This window comes from Streptosporangium carneum, assembly GCF_027922005.1.
GTDB lineage: Bacteria > Actinomycetota > Actinomycetes > Streptosporangiales > Streptosporangiaceae > Streptosporangium > Streptosporangium carneum.
Genome location: NZ_BSEV01000012.1, coordinates 236,566 through 251,661, shown reverse-complemented (window position 1 = coordinate 251,661; position 15,096 = coordinate 236,566). Strand labels below are relative to the sequence as shown.

Sequence of the window (15,096 nt, the reverse complement as noted above, 5' to 3'; positions counted from 1 at the left end):
GCGCCCGCCAGGCCGGAGGCCTGAATCCGCCAGAGCTCAGCTGAGACGGCCGGCCGGACCACCCGCCCCCCTCCACGCGAACCAAGCCCAGCCCAGAGAACCAAGCCCAGCCCAGAGAACCAAGCCCAGCCCAGAAAACCAGGCCCGGCCCGGAGAACAAACGAACCACCCGAACCAGAAGACCACAACGAACGAGAAGAACACCGCACCCACCCGACGGCAGCCGCCCCAACCCCCACCGATCCAAAAAGCAGCCTCTAGCCCGCCGTGGCCTCGCCCAGCTCTTCGACGCTGGGCGCCAGGTGCCTGGTGGTCTTCTCCAGCAGCTCGAACGCCTCCTCGACCGTGGCGGTCCAGGAGATCGCGTCGAAGACGTCGGCCCGTGTGAAGCCCTCCGCGTGAAGCCCCTCGACCAGGGCCTTCAGCGGCGCGTAGACGCCCCACGGATCCAGCAGGACCAGTGGCTTGTCGTGCAGGCCGATGGTCCTCGCGGTCCAGATCTCGAACAGTTCCTCCAGCGTCCCGATGCCGCCGGGCAGCACCAGGAAGGCGTCGGAGCGGGCGTCCATGACGCCTTTGCGCTCCCGCATGTCAGTGGTGACGATCAGCTCGTCCGACTCCTCGTCGGCGACCTCGATGTCCACCAGGACCTGGGGGATCACCCCCACGGTACGGCCGCCGCCCGCGCGGGCCGCCCTGGCGACCGCCCCCATGCAGGAGACCGTGGCTCCCCCGCTGACCAGGGTGTGCCCGCGCCGCGCCAGCTCGGCGCCGACCTCCTCGGCCAGTGCCAGATACTTCTGGTCGATCTTCTGGCTCGACGCCAGGAACACGCATATGAACACGGGAGCACCCTATTCGGCGTCCACTCGCGCGGGAACCTTCGCACGGCCCGGCGGACGCCCGGGCTCACATGACGGCCGAGCGAAAGCCCCAGGCTCACATGACGGCCGGGCGAACGCCCCAGGCTCACACGCGGGAAGACCTATTCGGCGTCGCCGACCGTGTTCCTGGCCGCCCGCTCTTCCGCCCTGAGCCGGTTCACCCGGTTCCTGTCGGCGTCGACGATGATCCGTACGGCGTCGTCCACGTCGTCGGTGACCTGGACGAGGTCCAGGTCGGCCGGGGAGATCTTGCCGGAGTCCACCAGGGTCGTCTTGATCCAGTCGACCAGGCCGCCCCAGAAGTCCGTGCCCAGCAGCACGACGGGGAAGGAGGTGACCTTACGCGTCTGGACCAGGGTCAGCGCCTCGAACAGCTCATCCAGCGTGCCGAAGCCGCCGGGCAGCGCGACGAAGCCGCAGGAGTACTTCACGAACATGGTCTTGCGGACGAAGAAGTAGCGGAACTCGATGCCCAGGTCCACGTACTCGTTCATGTGCTGTTCGAAGGGGAGCTCGATGCCGAGGCCGACCGAGACCCCGCCCGCCTCCCTGGCTCCCCGGTTGGCCGCCTCCATGCAGCCGGGGCCGCCGCCGGTGATCACGGCGTAGCCCGCCTCGGACAGCCTGCGGCCGAGCCTGACGCCCAGCTCGTACTCGGGGGAGTCCTCGGGGGTGCGCGCGGACCCGAAGACGGTCACCGCCTCCGGCAGCTCCGCGAGCTGGCCGAAGCCCTCGACGAACTCCGCCTGGATGCGCATCACCCGCCACGGGTCCATGTGCAGCCAGTCCGCGGGCCCTCTGCGGTCGAGAAGTCGCTGGTCGTGGGTGGAGTCGGAGACAAGGTCACCGCGGACGACTGCGGCGCCCTGACGGCGTTCCGGGCGTGTCTTCTTCATGCCGAACACGCTAGCGCCGACATCGGAAAAATCTTGAAAATTCTCCAGGAAAACCTGGAACCGGATTTCCTGGAGGCCGCGTCTAACTGCCGAGGGTGCTGCTCGGGACTGAAAGTGGCTTTCCCCGCCAAATGGCCGGCGAGGAAAGCCACTTTCATTTGTGCCCGGCCCACGTCCCGCTCGCCTTCCGGCTGTCTTCGCACCTCACCGGCGGTCTCCGCGACGTGGGGCGTCGGGCTCATCGGTGCCGCGGGTCCAGCCAGCCGAGCATTCTCCGCTCGCAGTCGGCGATCTTCTCAAGTGAGACGAACTCTCCGCGTTGATGCGCCAGATTGGGGTCGCCAGGCCCGTAGTTCACCGCGGGAACCCCGAGGCCCGAGAACAGCGAGACGTCGGTCCAGCCGAGCTTGGCCCGCGGCGTGCCGCCGACTGCCGCGAGGAAGGCCGCCGCGACCGGATGGGTCAGTCCGGGACGCGCCGCCGAGGCCCCGTCGGTGAAACGGACCTCGAATCCGTCGAACACCTCGTTCACGTGCTCCTGGGCGGCCTCAAGCGACAGATCAGGGGCGAACCGGTAGTTGACGGTCACCACGCACTCGTCGGGGATCACGTTGCCCGCGACGCCGCCGCGGATCGCCACCGCGCTCAGGCCCTCGTGGTATTCGAGGCCGTCCACGACGGGGAGCCTGGCCTGATAGGCGTTCAGGATCTCCAGCACCGGCGCGGCCGCGTGGACGGCGTTGACCCCCAGCCAGGACCTGGCGCTGTGCGCCCGCCTGCCCCTGGTGGTGATCTCGGCCCTGAGCGTGCCCTGGCAGCCGCCCTCGATCTCGCCGTCCGTCGGCTCCATGAGGACGGCGAAGTCCCCGGTGAGCCAGTCGGGGTGGTTGCGGCTGAGCCTGAGCAGGCCGTTGCGCTCCGAATCGATCTCCTCGCAGTCGTAGAAGACGTAGGTCACGTCCCGGCTCGGCTCGCTGAGCGCGGCGGCCAGCTTCAGCGCGACCGCGACGCCCGCCTTCATGTCCGAGGTTCCGCAGCCGTACAGCAGGTCCCCCTCGACCCGGCTGGGCAGGTTGTCCGCGATCGGGACGGTGTCGATGTGCCCCGCGATCACCACCCGCTCGCCACGGCCCAGCTCGGTGCGGGCCACGATCGCTTCGCCGTCGCGGTCGACGCGCAGGTGCGGCAGCGCCCGCAGTGCCTCCTCGACGGCGTCCGCCAGGACCTTCTCGTCGCCACTGACGGACTCGACGTCCACGATCCGCGCGGTGAGCGCCCCGACGTCCTGTGTGAGATCCAGACGCGTACTCATGCTCGCGACCCTATCTCCGACCGTGCCCTCACTTGTGACCCCCCTCGGGGACCCGGCACGTCCGGTCCCGGTCCCCACCCGTGACCCGCCTCGGCGGACGCGGCACGTCCGGTCCCCACCTGTGCCCCGCCTCGGGAGACGCGGCACGTCCGGTGAGGGCGGGCGGCGCGGCGAGGTCCTCCAGTCACGTGTCCGTCAGGTCGCCCCAGGGGGCGTGCGGCCGTCAGGGGACGCGTCGCGTCCGCGACTTCCGCGCGGGGGGACGCCGTGCCCCCGCACGCGGCCTCCAGGCGAGGAGACGCCTCGTCCCCGAGAGCGACCTCCCCCCGAAGAGGCGCGATCTCCGCCCGAAGAGGCGCGGCCTCCGGCCGAACAGACGCCTCAGGCCCGATCGAACCCTGTGTCCGATGACCCGCCTCGCGACGGCCGACCGGAGACGGCGGCGGGGAGGACGGAGAGCGAAGTCCCGCCGGACGGCCCGCAGGACCCTTGATCGGACGGCCCGCCAGACGGCCCACCGCACAACCCGCAGGACGGGACGCCTGCGCCGCCCGGTCACGCCTCGAGCCCGTGCTCGCGCAGGATCTCGTCGAGTTCGGCCCTGTCGTGGCGCGGCCCCTCCCGCAGTCGCCCGACCACCAGGACGCAGGGCAGCCCGAAGTCTCCGCCCTCGAACCGCGTGCTCCTGGTGCCTCCGGCGGCCACGCACCGGTCGGGGACGCGCCCGCGTCCCAGCTCCTCGCCGGTCCGCGCGTCGACGACCGGTGTGCGGGCGGACAGGATCGTGCCCGCGCCGAGCACCGCTCCCCTGCCGACCCTGGCCCCCTCCCCGACCACCGCGCGGCTGCCGACCAGCGCGCCGTCCTCGACGATCGCGGGCGCCGCGCCGTCGCCTTCGAGTCCTTCGAGTCCTCCGAGTCCTCCGACGGCTCCGCCTCCCCCGCCGACGACGGTCCCGCAGGACAGGCGGACGTCGTCCCCGACCTGGGCGCACGAGCCGACCGAGGCCCAGGTGCCGACCGTGGTCCCGGCGCCCACGTGGGCGCCGATGTCGACGAACGAGGGCATCAGGACGACGCCCGGAGCCAGGTGGGCGCCCCAGCGGGCGATCGCTCCCGGCACGACGCGGACTCCGTCGAGGGAGGTCTTCAGTGGGATGCGATCGTTGTGGTGGAAATCACCCACCTGACACCTGGCCATGCCGAGCACGTGGAAGGCCAGCGTGACGGCCTTCAGCGCCCGCTCGTCCACGACCACCTCGCCGTCGCCGGAGACGGCGGCGACACGTGCCCTGCCGCTGTCGAGCATGTCGACGGCGCTCACGACGACGCTGCGCGCCTCCGGGTCGCCGGGGCCCAGCGCGGCCCTGCGTTTCCACAGCTCGTCGACGGCTGTCGGCAGCGGACTGGAATGGCTCTGGCTCGTGGCTCCTCCGCTCCCGGACGAAAGCGGCTTCTCGCCGAGCCGCGCAGGCATCACGACGGGCAGGCTCTGCCCGCAAAACCTGTGAAACGATAACAGAGCGCGACGGCTCCCCTTCGAGATTCCGACTTCGAGGTTTCGACGAGATCCGCCGCCGCTTCCCGGCTGCCTGAGATCGGTAGGTTCTTCAGCGTGCGACGGCGCTTCTCCAAAGGGGTCATCGCGATCATCGCGATCGTGACCGTGTTGGCGGTGGCCATCACCGTGGGCATCTTCTCCCTGCTCAACCGGGCGCCCTTCAGGGATCTCGGCGAGGGGTGCAAGATCACCACTCCGGAGGGCTCCTTGGAGCTGGAGATCGACCAGGCTCAGGTCGCCTCGATCATCGCGGCGGTCGCGGCCCGCAGGAAGCTGCCGGAACGGGCGGTCGTGATCGCCTACGCCACCGGCATCCAGGAGTCCAAGCTGGTGAACCTGCCCTACGGCGACCGCGACTCGGTGGGGGTGTTCCAGCAGCGGCCCTCACAGGGCTGGGGAACGCCGAAGCAGCTGACCGACCCGGTCTACGCCACGGGCAAGTTCTTCTCGGCGCTGGTGAAGGTGAAGAACTACCGCAAGCTGCCGCTCCACGAGGCGGCCCAGAGGGTGCAGCGCTCGGCCGACGGCTCGGCGTACGCCCAGCACGAGGACGAGGGGAAGATCCTGGCGGCGGCGTTCACCGGGCGCGTGCCCAACGCCGTGAACTGCTGGTTCCCCGCTCCGACCCGCACCCCGACGGCCACGGCCGCCACGACCGGCGCCACCTCGCCGCCCCCCGCCGACAAGGCCAGGCGCGGGCTCGTCCACGCGCTCGGCTCGAACGCCACGTTCGACGCGACCTCTCCGGAGTACGGCTGGCTGACGGCCAGCTGGGCGGTCGCCCACGCCAAGAAGTTCGGACTGCGCCAGGTCCGCTACGGCGGCCAGGCCTGGAAGTCGGACAACGGCGAGGAAGAAGGATGGAAGCCCGACTCCGGGGCCCCCAAGAGCAAGGTGGAGATCTCCTAGCCGTACTGACCGCGGGCTTTCACCGGGTTCGCGGTGTTCCCAGGCACCGGTCCGCGTGGCACGACGCGTCGTGGCCGCCGTCCTCCCTCGAGGCGGCGGGCTCGGGGTCTGCGCCTGGGCGGGACGAAGACGTCTGGGCGGGACGAAGACGTCTGGGCGGGACGAAGACGTCTGGGCGGGACGAAGACTCGGAAGGCTCGTGCCCGGGAGGAGACGGGGGCTCGGAGGGCCTCCGGACAGCAGGAGGCGGGAACGGGGCGAAGGGCAGGGGGTCAGTTCTTCTTCTCGATGTTGATCGAGCCGGGGGGCAGGGCCTGGGCGTACGAGGACGTCCACGGCTGGCCCTGGAGGCGGTCGAAGGAGAGCAGGCGGCCGTCCGAGGCCCGGTAGTCGGCGAAGTCGAGCAGGCCGCGCTCAGGCATCGAGGTGACGCCCTCGGAGCGGAAGGCGGCGGTGCCCCGGTCGACGGGGAAGAACTGGACCTCCTCGACGCTCAGCGTGGTCTTGGCCGGGACCATGCCCTGCGTGGGCACGGGCGTCCACAGCAGCACCTCGAGGTGCTGGAGGTCGCCTGCGCCCAGACCGGGGCGTGTCTCGATCGACAGCCACTGGTAGCGGCGGCTGCCGTCGTCGAGGAGGTATTCGGTCCACTGGTTTCCCTGCCATGACAGGTACAGGGCGCCCAGGACCCGGGTTCGCACGCCCTGGCAGTCGATCGTGTCGCCGACCTTGATCGTGCGCGGGTCGGGATAGTCGATGCCGACATGGCCCGTGCTCGGCCGAGGCGTCTGCGCGTCCTCGGCCGGTGGGAGGGGGGTTTCGCCGGAGCCCCCGGACCTGCGCGGTTTCCTGTCCTGGCGCGTGGTCGCGAAGAACGCGCCCAGCAACAGGACAAGCGTGACCGCGCTCAGTCCCAGTATCACGGCGACCTCAGGGGTCATGCCGCGCGATCCTACTGGAGGCGGCGCACCGCCGCACTGATCCGTTCGTCACTGGCGGTCACGGCGATTCGGACATGCGCACTGCCCGCTTTGCCGTAGAAGTCGCCGGGCGCGACGAGGATGCCCCTGTCGGCCAGTGCCCGCACCTGCTTCCAGCAGTCGGTGCCGTCGGACGCCCACAGGTACAGGCCCGCGGTGGAGTGCTCGATCCGCCAGCCCGCCGCCTCGAGGGCGGGTCTGAGCGCCGCGCGGCGGGCGGCGTAGCGGGCCCGCTGCTCCTCGGCGTGCTCGTCGTCGTCCAGCGCCACGGCCATGGCCGCCTGGACGGGGCCCGGCATGAGCATGCCCGCGTGCTTGCGGACCTCCAGCAGGCGCTGGACGAGCGCGGGGTCACCGGCGACGAACCCGGCGCGGTATCCCGCCAGGTTGGAGCGCTTGGACAGCGAGTGCACCGCGAGCAGGCCCTCGTGCGAGCCGCCGCAGACGTCGGGGTGGAGGATCGAGATCGGCTGTTCCTCCCAGCCGAGCTCGATGTAGCACTCGTCCGAGGCCACGACCGCGCCGTGTTCGCGCGCCCACGAGACCACCTTGCGCAGGTGCTCGGCGGGCAGCACCCTGCCGGTCGGGTTGGAGGGGGAGTTCACCCAGACCAGCGGCGCCCGCTCGGGTCCGAGGGAGAGCAGCCCGTCCGTGGCGTACGGCTCCGCGCCCGCCAGGCGTGCCCCGACGTCGTAGGTGGGGTAGGCCAGCTCGGGGAAGACCACCCGCTGCCCGGCGCCGACGCCGAGCAGCGTCGGGAGCCAGGCGACGAACTCCTTCGAGCCGATCAGCGGCAGCACGTTCGCCTGGTCGACGTGCACGCCGTGCCTGCGCAGCAGCCAGCCCGCGGCGGCCGAGCGCAGCCGCTCCGTGCCGTAGGTCAGCGGATAGCCGGGGCTGTCGGAGGCGTCGGCGAGCGCCTGCCGGACGACGGCGGGCACCGGGTCGACGGGCGTGCCGACCGACAGGTCGACGATCCCGTCGGGATGCGCCTGGGCCAGCGTCTTGAGCGGCGTGAGCCGGTCCCATGGAAAGTCTGGCAGGCCGATCACAGCTCTCCCCGCTCGTGATGTCCTTGCGTCCCGCCGGGGACGACAGGAGGGCGTCTTGTCGTGTGAACCTGCGCGGGCGGGGGCGGACTCGTCTCGCCTGCCCCCGCCCGCGCGAACCCGCTAGTGACTCTCGGCCTGCGGCGGCAGGGCCGCGACGATCGAGTGGTCCTTGTTGATCTTGCCGACCTTGGACGCGCCGCCCGGCGATCCCAGGTCGTCGAAGAACTCGACGTTGGCCTTGTAGAAATCCTTCCACTGCTCGGGAAGGTCGTCCTCGTAGAAGATCGCCTCAACGGGGCAGACGGGTTCGCACGCGCCGCAGTCCACGCACTCGTCGGGGTGGATGTAGAGCATGCGCTCGCCCTCGTAGATGCAATCGACGGGGCACTCCTCGATGCACGCCTTGTCCAGGACGTCCACGCAAGGCTGCGCGATGACGTAGGTCACCTCGGGCTCCTTCTTTTTTACGCACCTAGGCACGACTTCGACCGCGGGTTGCTACGCCCTAGTATTGCCGTGCCCGCCAGATGTCTGAAACGGGAGGGGGCAAAAGACGATGATCCTCGGCGTCGGCGCTGCCCTTAAAATCACCCTAACCCCTTCTGACGTGGGGAAAAGAGTAACCACTCGACGACGTGTGCCGGAGGGTTTCCGTGACGCCGTGGGCGAACTGGAGTTCTGGCGCGACGGCGTTCTCGGAGTGCGTAAGCGTGACGGCACCCTGGTGGAGATCGCCGAAGAAACGCTCGCCGCGGCGAAGGTCGTCCCGGAGGGGCGTCCCCGCCGGACGTAAGCCGTTTCCCAAAAAAGGCCGCGCCTCCTAGACCCACCCTTCGGTCGCGGAGAGTATTCGCCCCGTGACCGTACGCATCAGCGCCGCCGCCGCCATGATCCTCACCGCCACGCTCGCCGGATGCAGCAGTGCCCCGGCGCCGCAGAACGCGCAACTTCCGCCGGTCAAGCCGCAGGCCGCCTCCCTGAAGGAGGGGTTCTCGACGATGGAACGTCTCGTCGAGGCCGCCAAGAAGGAGGGCTCGCTCACCGTGATCGGGCTGCCGCGCGACTGGGTGAACTACGGCGAGATCATCGACTCCTTCTCCGAGGAGTACGGGATCAAGGTCGACCAGGTGGAACCGGGAGCCAGCAGCCAGCGGGAGATCGAGGCCGCGGCTCAGCTCAAACCCGACGTGTTCGACCTGAGCCTGGAGGTCGCGGTCGCCAACGCCCCCATGTTCGCCCCGTACAAGGTGCAGCAGTGGCTGGACATCCCCGACCACCTGAAGGACTACGGCGGGCGCTGGTACGCCGGGTACGGCGGCTACATGTCCATCGGCTACGACCCGCGCAGGGTCGCCGCCCCGACCTCGTACGCCGACCTGCTCAAGCCCGGCTACAGCGTCTCGCTGCCCGGCGACCCCCGGCAGACCTCCGCCGCCTTCAACGGGGTGATGGCCGCCTCGATCAGCGGGGGCAAGGCCGAGGCCGCCAGGGGCGTGGACTTCTTCGGCCGCCTGAAGAAGGCGGGCAACCTCGCGGCGACGGAGCGGACGGCCACGGTCGTGGTCGACTGGGACTACCACAACGCCGAGCGGGCCGCCCACGAGGCGAACGGCGGGACACCGGGCTGGAAGGTCGCGATCCCCGGGGAGAACGTGCTCAGCGCCTACTACGTCCAGGCCGTCAGCAAGAACGCCCCGCACCCCGCCGCCGCCCGGCTCTGGCAGGAGTTCCTGTTCTCCGACCGGGGGCAGAACCTGTTCCTCAAGGGGTACGCCAGGCCGGTCAGGATGGAGGCCCTCCAGATGCGCGGGACACTGGACCGGGAACTCGCCGCCAAGCTTCCCGCGACGAGCGCCAGGCCGCTGATCCTCAGCATTCCGGAGACCGACACGGCCAAGACGTACCTCAAGCGGGAGTGGGCGGCGAAGGTCGGTTAAGCCTGAGGCTGATGAGACTGATATGTCGGGACATCTTTGAGGCTCTAAAGTGTCTGGAGAGGACCGATAAGAGGCCGTTGCGTCTCGGAATGTGAGCTGAGCGTCTTGCGATATGACACCCCGAGTCAGATGAGGTGGAACGCTCGCGCCTACGACAGCAGCTTCGGCTACGTTTCCGCACATGGGGCTCCCCTGGTCGACCTGCTCGACCCGCAACCGGGAGAGCGCGTCGTGGACCTCGGCTGCGGGACCGGGACGCTGACCGCCGAGATCAGCTCCCGGGGCGCCCGGGTGCTGGGGATCGACGGATCCCCGGCGATGATCGAGAAGGCCCTGGCGCTCCACCCGGGGCTGGACTTCATCGTGGGCGACGGCCGCGACTTCACGGTCGCCCAGCCGTACGACGCGGTCTTCTCCAACGCGGCCCTGCACTGGATGGGCCGCGAGCCGGACGCGGTGATATCCAGCGTGCGGCAGGCGCTGACCCCCGGCGGGCGGTTCGTGGCCGAGATGGGCGGCGCGGGCAACTGCGCCGCGCTCACGGCGGCGCTGTCCACCGCCTGGCGCGAGCACGGGCTCCCCGAACCCGACCTGCCGTGGTACTTCCCGAGTCCGGCCGAGTACGCCACGCGCCTCGAGCAGGGCGGGTTCACCGTCCGTCTGCTGGAGTACTTCGACCGCCCCACCCCGCTCGACGAGTGTCCGGGCGGGGCCGCCGACTGGGTGCGGATGTTCGCCGGATCCCTGCTTCAGGGACTGCCCGCGGATCTGGTCGAACCGCTGCTCCGCCGGGTGAACGAACTGGCCGCCCCCGCCCTGCGGCGGGAGACCGGCTGGATGGCCGACTACGTGCGACTCCGGTTCGCGGCCGTACGTCGCTGACCGGACCCGATGCGCTGGGGCGATTTGCCAGACTATGGTCTGTTCCATGAGTCTCGTTCCCCGGCGACGTGGAGTGACTCGGGCGGCTTGAGGGGCTGGTGAAGGGAACGGATGAACTTCAGTCTGAGTGACCTCGTGCCGCCGCTCCGCTGGAGCGACGCGGCTGCGATTCCACTCCTACGCGACCAGCCGGATCTTCCGGACGCCTGGTGGCGCAGCCTGCCGATGGCCCGGGTGCTCGCCGTGCTCGGCCCTGAGAGGCTCGCGGAGATCCTCGCCGGGGTCGCCCTGGAGCACTGGCCCGCCGCGTCCGTCGGCGACGTCCTGCCCGCCCTGTACGTCCTGGACCCGGAGGAGGCCGACGAGCCCTACACGGCCATCGCCCTCGACCGCACGGGCTCCTGGGGCGGCCTGCTGGCCCTCACCGGTCACGAACTGCGCGACCAGCCCTTCATCCGGCCGCTCCCGGTGCTGCACGCGCTGTTCGCCGCGGTTTTCAACCGGGTGGCCCACCCCGTTCCCGGCGTGTCGCACGCCCCGGCGCCCCCGCCCGCCCCCGGTCAGGAGGCCGAGGCCCGGGCGGTCGAGCCGACGCCCTCGGCGGCAGGCGTCCGGGAGAACGGGTCGGCCCCGGAGGCGACACCGGCGAAGGCGCCGTCCGAGCCCGTCTCGGAGCCCGCGCCCGAGCCCGTCTCGAACCCCACTCCCGAGCCCGTCTCGGAGCCCGAGTCCGTCTCGGAGCCCGCCTCCGAACTCGCGTCCGAGCCCGTCTCGGAGCCCTCGTCCGAACCCGCGTCCGTCTCCGACCGTGAGGCCACGCCCTCTGAGCCCGGGCCGTCCGAGCCGGAACCGCTCACCCCCGAGCCGCCCGCCCGCGGAGCCTCCACGCCGGAACCGTCCGGGGCCGAGGCGTCCGAGCCGGAACCGCTCGCCCCCGTGCCGTCCGAGCCGGAACTGTCCGGATCCGCGAGTTCTGAGCACCTGGGCGCCGAAGCGGACGCGCGGGAAGCGGAGCCCGCCCCCGGGCCCGCCCCCGGGGCTGAGCCCGCTCCGGGCGCCGAGGCCGCCGCCGAAGCGGGGGCGGGGCCGGAGAGCGAACCGGGTGAGGACGGCGAACCCGCCGTCGACGCGGCGGCGGAGCCGCCCGCGGAAATCCAGGCGGACGAACGGGCGGGCGCACCCGCGGAAGCCCGGGCCGACGAGCAGGCGGACGAACGGGCGGGAGCGCGCCCGGAGGAACAGGCGGACGAACGGGCGGACGAACACGCGGACGAGCGGGCGGGAGCGCGCGCGGACGAGCCGCGGGAGCCGGTCGCCGTGGGCGCGGCCCCGGAGCGGGACGCGCGGGAACAGCCTTCCCGGCCCGTGGGAAACCTGCACGCGCTGCTGGACGGAGCCTTCGCCGACCTGGACGACAAGAGCTGGGCCGTCGCGCAGAACAGGGTGTTCACCGACGCCCCCGCCGCCGTGGAGGCGCTGTCGAAGCTCTTCGCCGTGCAGCCGGAGGTCATCGACGAGGCGGAGGCCGACCTGCGTCGCAGGCTCGGGGAGTGGCTCGCCTCCGACGAGGCGGCGCCGTACCGGGACCATCTGGCCGAGGTCGGCAGGGCCCTCGGCAAAGCCTCCCCCAAGTCGCGTCTGGTCACGCTGGCCTCATGGCACGCCCGTGAGCTCCGCTCCCTCGACGTGCCCGTCTGGCAGTTCGTGCTGGCCACCCTCCCCGACCACCGCCTGGCCGACGACTGGCTCGTCGAGGGCGACATCGTCGAACTGCGCCACCGCACCCGCGACGTGATCAGCGGGGCCAAGCCGCCGCTGACCATGGTGAGGGCCCTCGAACTGGTCGCCTCGCTCGGCATCCATCCCGAGGTGGCCAAGGAGTGGCTGGAGAACGTCCCCCAGCTCCGCATCCTCGGCGCGGGCCAGCGACCGCCCCAGCACGTCGGCGGAGGCGGGGACGGCGCGGCCGGCCCGCCGGGCTCCCCGGACCGCGCCGCGGACGCCCCTGATCCCCGGGACGGCGCGGCGGACGAGGTGGACGGGGAAGCCGAAGGGAGACCTGCGGAAGGACCGTTTCGCCCGCTCAAGGACGTCTCGCTGACCCGGCGCTGCTTCCGGCAGCCGGACGGTCGCTGGTGGCTCAGGATCGACATCACCGCCGAGCACATCCAGGGCGCCGAGTGCCCGTTGCCCAGCGGGTTCGCCGCCTATCTCGGCATGACGCCGGGGACCGCGCGCAGGGTCGACAGCGCGGTCGGCGAGCTCGGCCTGAGCTGGCAGGACCGTCCCGTCCTCGAGTCGCTGAGGACGCTGCTCGAAGACGTGGGCGCGAAGCGGGGAAGTCACCTGTTCCTGACCCTGTCGGACGAGGGGATCCTGCGGGCCAGGCACCTGCCCGCCGCGGGCGGCGAGGTCGAGCCGGTCGCGCGGGCGCTGCGGCTGGTCGGCTACACCGCGCCGGGCGGCACCCCCGAGCAGGCGGCGCGGGTCATCGCCACGCGGGTCGGCCTCACCGGGCAGGTGGGCCTGCCGGACCTCCTCGCCCGGCTGAGAGAACGCGGGGACCGCGACCTGCTGTCCCTGCTGGCCTAGCCGATGCCCCGACTCGCGATCTCCCCGGAGTTCCCCGTGGAACTCGGCGCGCTGGCCTCGCCGGTGCGCAAGACCGTCCTGGTCGCGGTGCGCCGGTTCATGCAGAACGTGGCAGGCGCGCCGCATCCGGAGCGGGTCGTGGGGGCCAGGGACCCCCGGATCGTCACCTTCAGGCTCGCCGAAGGGCACCGCGGCGTCGCGGTCAAGCAGCGGGACGTCTACTGGCTGCTGACCGTTCTGCCCGACGCGGAGGCGTGGGCCTACGCTCGGAGTCACGGTTTCAGCGTCAACACCGCGCTGGGTGTGGTCGAGACGTGGGACGTGGCGGCCCTGGAACGGATCGAGCCCGCGGTGCGCAGGGCGGCCGACTCCTCGTCCATGCGGCTTTTCTCCGAGACCTGCGACGCCGACATGGCCACGCTGGGCATCGACCGGGGGCTGTTGCGGCTCGTCCGGCAGATCACCGACGAACTGATGCTCGAGGCCCTGGAGCTTCTGCTCCCGGCGACGCAGTACGCGCCGCTGGCCGCGCTGGCCAGGGGCGAATCGGTCGCCGGGGCCTGGCGCGAGCTCGAGATGTGCCGCGCGACCGCCCCCGGCCCCGACCCGGTCGACCCGGACGACCTCGCCGCCGCGCTGCTGCGCAGCCCGGACCGCGCGGTCTTCGTCGCCGACCCCCACGAGCTGGACCGCGTCGTCACCGCGCCCGGCTGGTGCGTGTTCCTGCAACCGGCGCAGCACCGTCTCGCCCGCTGGGAGTCGCACGAACGGCCGATGCTGGTGACCGGCGGCGCGGGCACCGGCAAAACCCTCGTCGCACTGCACAGGTCCGCGTTCCTCGCCGGTCGCACCGGTGGCCGGATCCTGCTCGTCACCTTCTCCCAGAGGCTGAGCGTCGAGCTCGGCGCCCGGCTCGACATGCTGGTCGAGGACGGGGCGGTCCGTGAGCGGATCGAGGTCGGCAACGTCGACCGGCTGGCGCACCGCATCGTCGCCGAGGCCGAGGGACGGGCGCCCGCGTTGGCCGGCGCCGCCGAGCTGACCGCGCTCTGGGAGGAGACCGGCAGCGACCACAGCCCGGCCTTCCTGCTGCGCGAGTGGGAGCAGGTGGTGCTGGCGCAGAACCTGCGGACCCTGGAGGAGTATCTGACCGCCCCCCGCCCCGGGCGCGGCGTGGAGCTCTCCGCCGCCGAGCGGACCGCCGTGTGGCGGGCCGTCGAGCACGTCACGGGGCGGCTGCGGGAGCGAGGCAAGCGCACCCTGCTCCAGCTGGCGGCCGACGCCTCACAGCTGCTCGCCCTGACGACCGGGGACCTGCTCGAGGAGAGGGAGCCGAGGCGCGAGCCGTACCGGCACATCGTGGTCGACGAGGCGCAGGACATCCACCCGGCGCAGTGGCGGCTGCTGCGCGCGGCGGTGCCGCACGGCCGCGACGACCTGTTCATCGTGGGCGACCCGCACCAGCGCATCTTCGACACGCGGGTCGCGCTCGGCTCCGTCGGGATCAACGCGATCCGGCGGCGGCTCCAGGTGTCGTACCGGCTTCCGCAGGAGATCCTCTCCTGGGGCGTGCGGCTACGCGGCGGCGGCCCCGCGGACGGACTGGTCGACGGAGTGCAGGAGCTGTACGGCTTCCGCTCGACGCGGCACGGGTCCCGCCCGATGGTCCGAGCCTACGATTCTCCGGAGGAAGAACTGACCGGTCTGGTCGCACAAGTGGGACAGTGGACCCAGGAGGGTGTGCCGCCCTGGGAGATCGGGGTGGCCGCCAGGACGGCGGGTCTCGTCAACGAAGCCCGCGTCGCCCTGCGGGACTTGGGGGTGAGGGTGACGACGATGCACGGCATGAAGGGCCTGGAGTTCCGGCGGGTCGCCGTGATCGGTGTCGCCGACGGGATCGTGCCCGCCCCCGCCTCCCTCACCCCCGGAGAAGAGGACCCCGCCGCGCGGGCGCACGACCTCCAGCGGGAGCGTGGGCTGCTCTATGTCGCCTGCACCCGTGCCAAGGAACTTCTTTATGTGTCCCACTCCGGACGAGCCAGCCCCTTCCTTCCCACCTGACGACATACTCTGAACTGCGGATATATTCCCC

Annotated in this window: 14 protein-coding genes; 6 read left to right on the top strand and 8 right to left on the bottom strand. The window is 71.5% G+C overall.

Annotation, left to right across the window (positions count from 1 at the left end; translation table 11 throughout):
* Positions 1-257: 257 nt before the first annotated feature.
* The 5 genes from PKF00_RS25325 to PKF00_RS25305 all read right to left on the bottom strand — a co-directional run bounded on the left by PKF00_RS25325 (position 258) and on the right by PKF00_RS25305 (position 4,774).
* Complete coding sequence (locus PKF00_RS25325) at positions 258-845, bottom strand: LOG family protein (protein WP_271220130.1); 588 nt, start codon at positions 843-845, stop codon at positions 258-260.
* Positions 846-985: 140 nt separating this feature from the next.
* Positions 986-1,780: an LOG family protein gene (locus PKF00_RS25320; RefSeq protein WP_271220129.1), complete on the bottom strand. Its 795-nt coding sequence runs from the start codon at positions 1,778-1,780 to the stop codon at positions 986-988.
* Between the two features lie 238 nt (positions 1,781-2,018).
* Positions 2,019-3,092 carry a succinyl-diaminopimelate desuccinylase gene (dapE, locus tag PKF00_RS25315; RefSeq protein ID WP_271220128.1) on the bottom strand — a complete coding sequence of 358 codons (1,074 nt, stop codon included), beginning with the start codon at positions 3,090-3,092 and terminating at the stop codon, positions 2,019-2,021.
* A 555-nt stretch (positions 3,093-3,647) separates the two neighbouring features.
* Entirely contained in the window at positions 3,648-4,568 is a 921-nt protein-coding gene (locus PKF00_RS25310; protein ID WP_271220136.1) for a 2,3,4,5-tetrahydropyridine-2,6-dicarboxylate N-succinyltransferase, read from the bottom strand.
* Entirely contained in the window at positions 4,568-4,774 is a 207-nt protein-coding gene (locus PKF00_RS25305; RefSeq protein ID WP_271220127.1) for a hypothetical protein, read from the bottom strand. Before PKF00_RS25305 ends, PKF00_RS25310 begins: the two co-directional genes overlap by 1 nt.
* Here PKF00_RS25305 and PKF00_RS25300 point away from each other — a divergent pair.
* A complete protein-coding gene (locus tag PKF00_RS25300) occupies positions 4,752-5,561 on the top strand; it encodes a hypothetical protein (protein WP_271220126.1) in 810 nt (269 codons plus the stop codon). The genes PKF00_RS25305 and PKF00_RS25300 overlap by 23 nt on opposite strands.
* Positions 5,562-5,833: 272 nt before the next feature.
* On the opposite strand, the gene PKF00_RS25295 is transcribed toward PKF00_RS25300, so the two are convergent.
* From PKF00_RS25295 to fdxA, 3 genes are all read right to left on the bottom strand, one after another.
* Positions 5,834-6,502, bottom strand: coding sequence for a DUF4178 domain-containing protein (locus PKF00_RS25295; protein ID WP_271220125.1), 669 nt, complete (start codon positions 6,500-6,502; stop codon positions 5,834-5,836).
* Positions 6,503-6,513: 11 nt separating this feature from the next.
* Positions 6,514-7,593, bottom strand: a complete 1,080-nt coding sequence (dapC, locus tag PKF00_RS25290; protein ID WP_271220124.1) for a succinyldiaminopimelate transaminase — start codon at positions 7,591-7,593, stop codon at positions 6,514-6,516.
* A gap of 120 nt (positions 7,594-7,713) precedes the next feature.
* Complete coding sequence (fdxA, locus tag PKF00_RS25285) at positions 7,714-8,040, bottom strand: ferredoxin (RefSeq protein WP_271220123.1); 327 nt, start codon at positions 8,038-8,040, stop codon at positions 7,714-7,716.
* A gap of 109 nt (positions 8,041-8,149) precedes the next feature.
* Here fdxA and PKF00_RS45220 point away from each other — a divergent pair, with 109 nt between their 5' ends.
* The 5 genes from PKF00_RS45220 (at position 8,150) to PKF00_RS25260 (ending at position 15,065) form a co-directional block, all read left to right on the top strand.
* Positions 8,150-8,386 carry a putative acetyltransferase gene (locus PKF00_RS45220; protein WP_271220122.1) on the top strand — a complete coding sequence of 79 codons (237 nt, stop codon included), beginning with the start codon at positions 8,150-8,152 and terminating at the stop codon, positions 8,384-8,386.
* Between the two features lie 64 nt (positions 8,387-8,450).
* Positions 8,451-9,530: an ABC transporter substrate-binding protein gene (locus PKF00_RS25275; RefSeq protein WP_271220121.1), complete on the top strand. Its 1,080-nt coding sequence runs from the start codon at positions 8,451-8,453 to the stop codon at positions 9,528-9,530.
* 129 nt (positions 9,531-9,659) lie between these two features.
* A complete protein-coding gene (locus tag PKF00_RS25270) occupies positions 9,660-10,412 on the top strand; it encodes a class I SAM-dependent methyltransferase (protein WP_271220120.1) in 753 nt (250 codons plus the stop codon).
* Between the two features lie 111 nt (positions 10,413-10,523).
* Complete coding sequence (locus PKF00_RS25265) at positions 10,524-13,004, top strand: MSCRAMM family adhesin (RefSeq protein ID WP_271220119.1); 2,481 nt, start codon at positions 10,524-10,526, stop codon at positions 13,002-13,004.
* Positions 13,005-13,007: 3 nt separating this feature from the next.
* Positions 13,008-15,065, top strand: a complete 2,058-nt coding sequence (locus PKF00_RS25260) for a UvrD-helicase domain-containing protein (RefSeq protein WP_271220118.1) — start codon at positions 13,008-13,010, stop codon at positions 15,063-15,065.
* Positions 15,066-15,096: the final 31 nt, after the last annotated feature.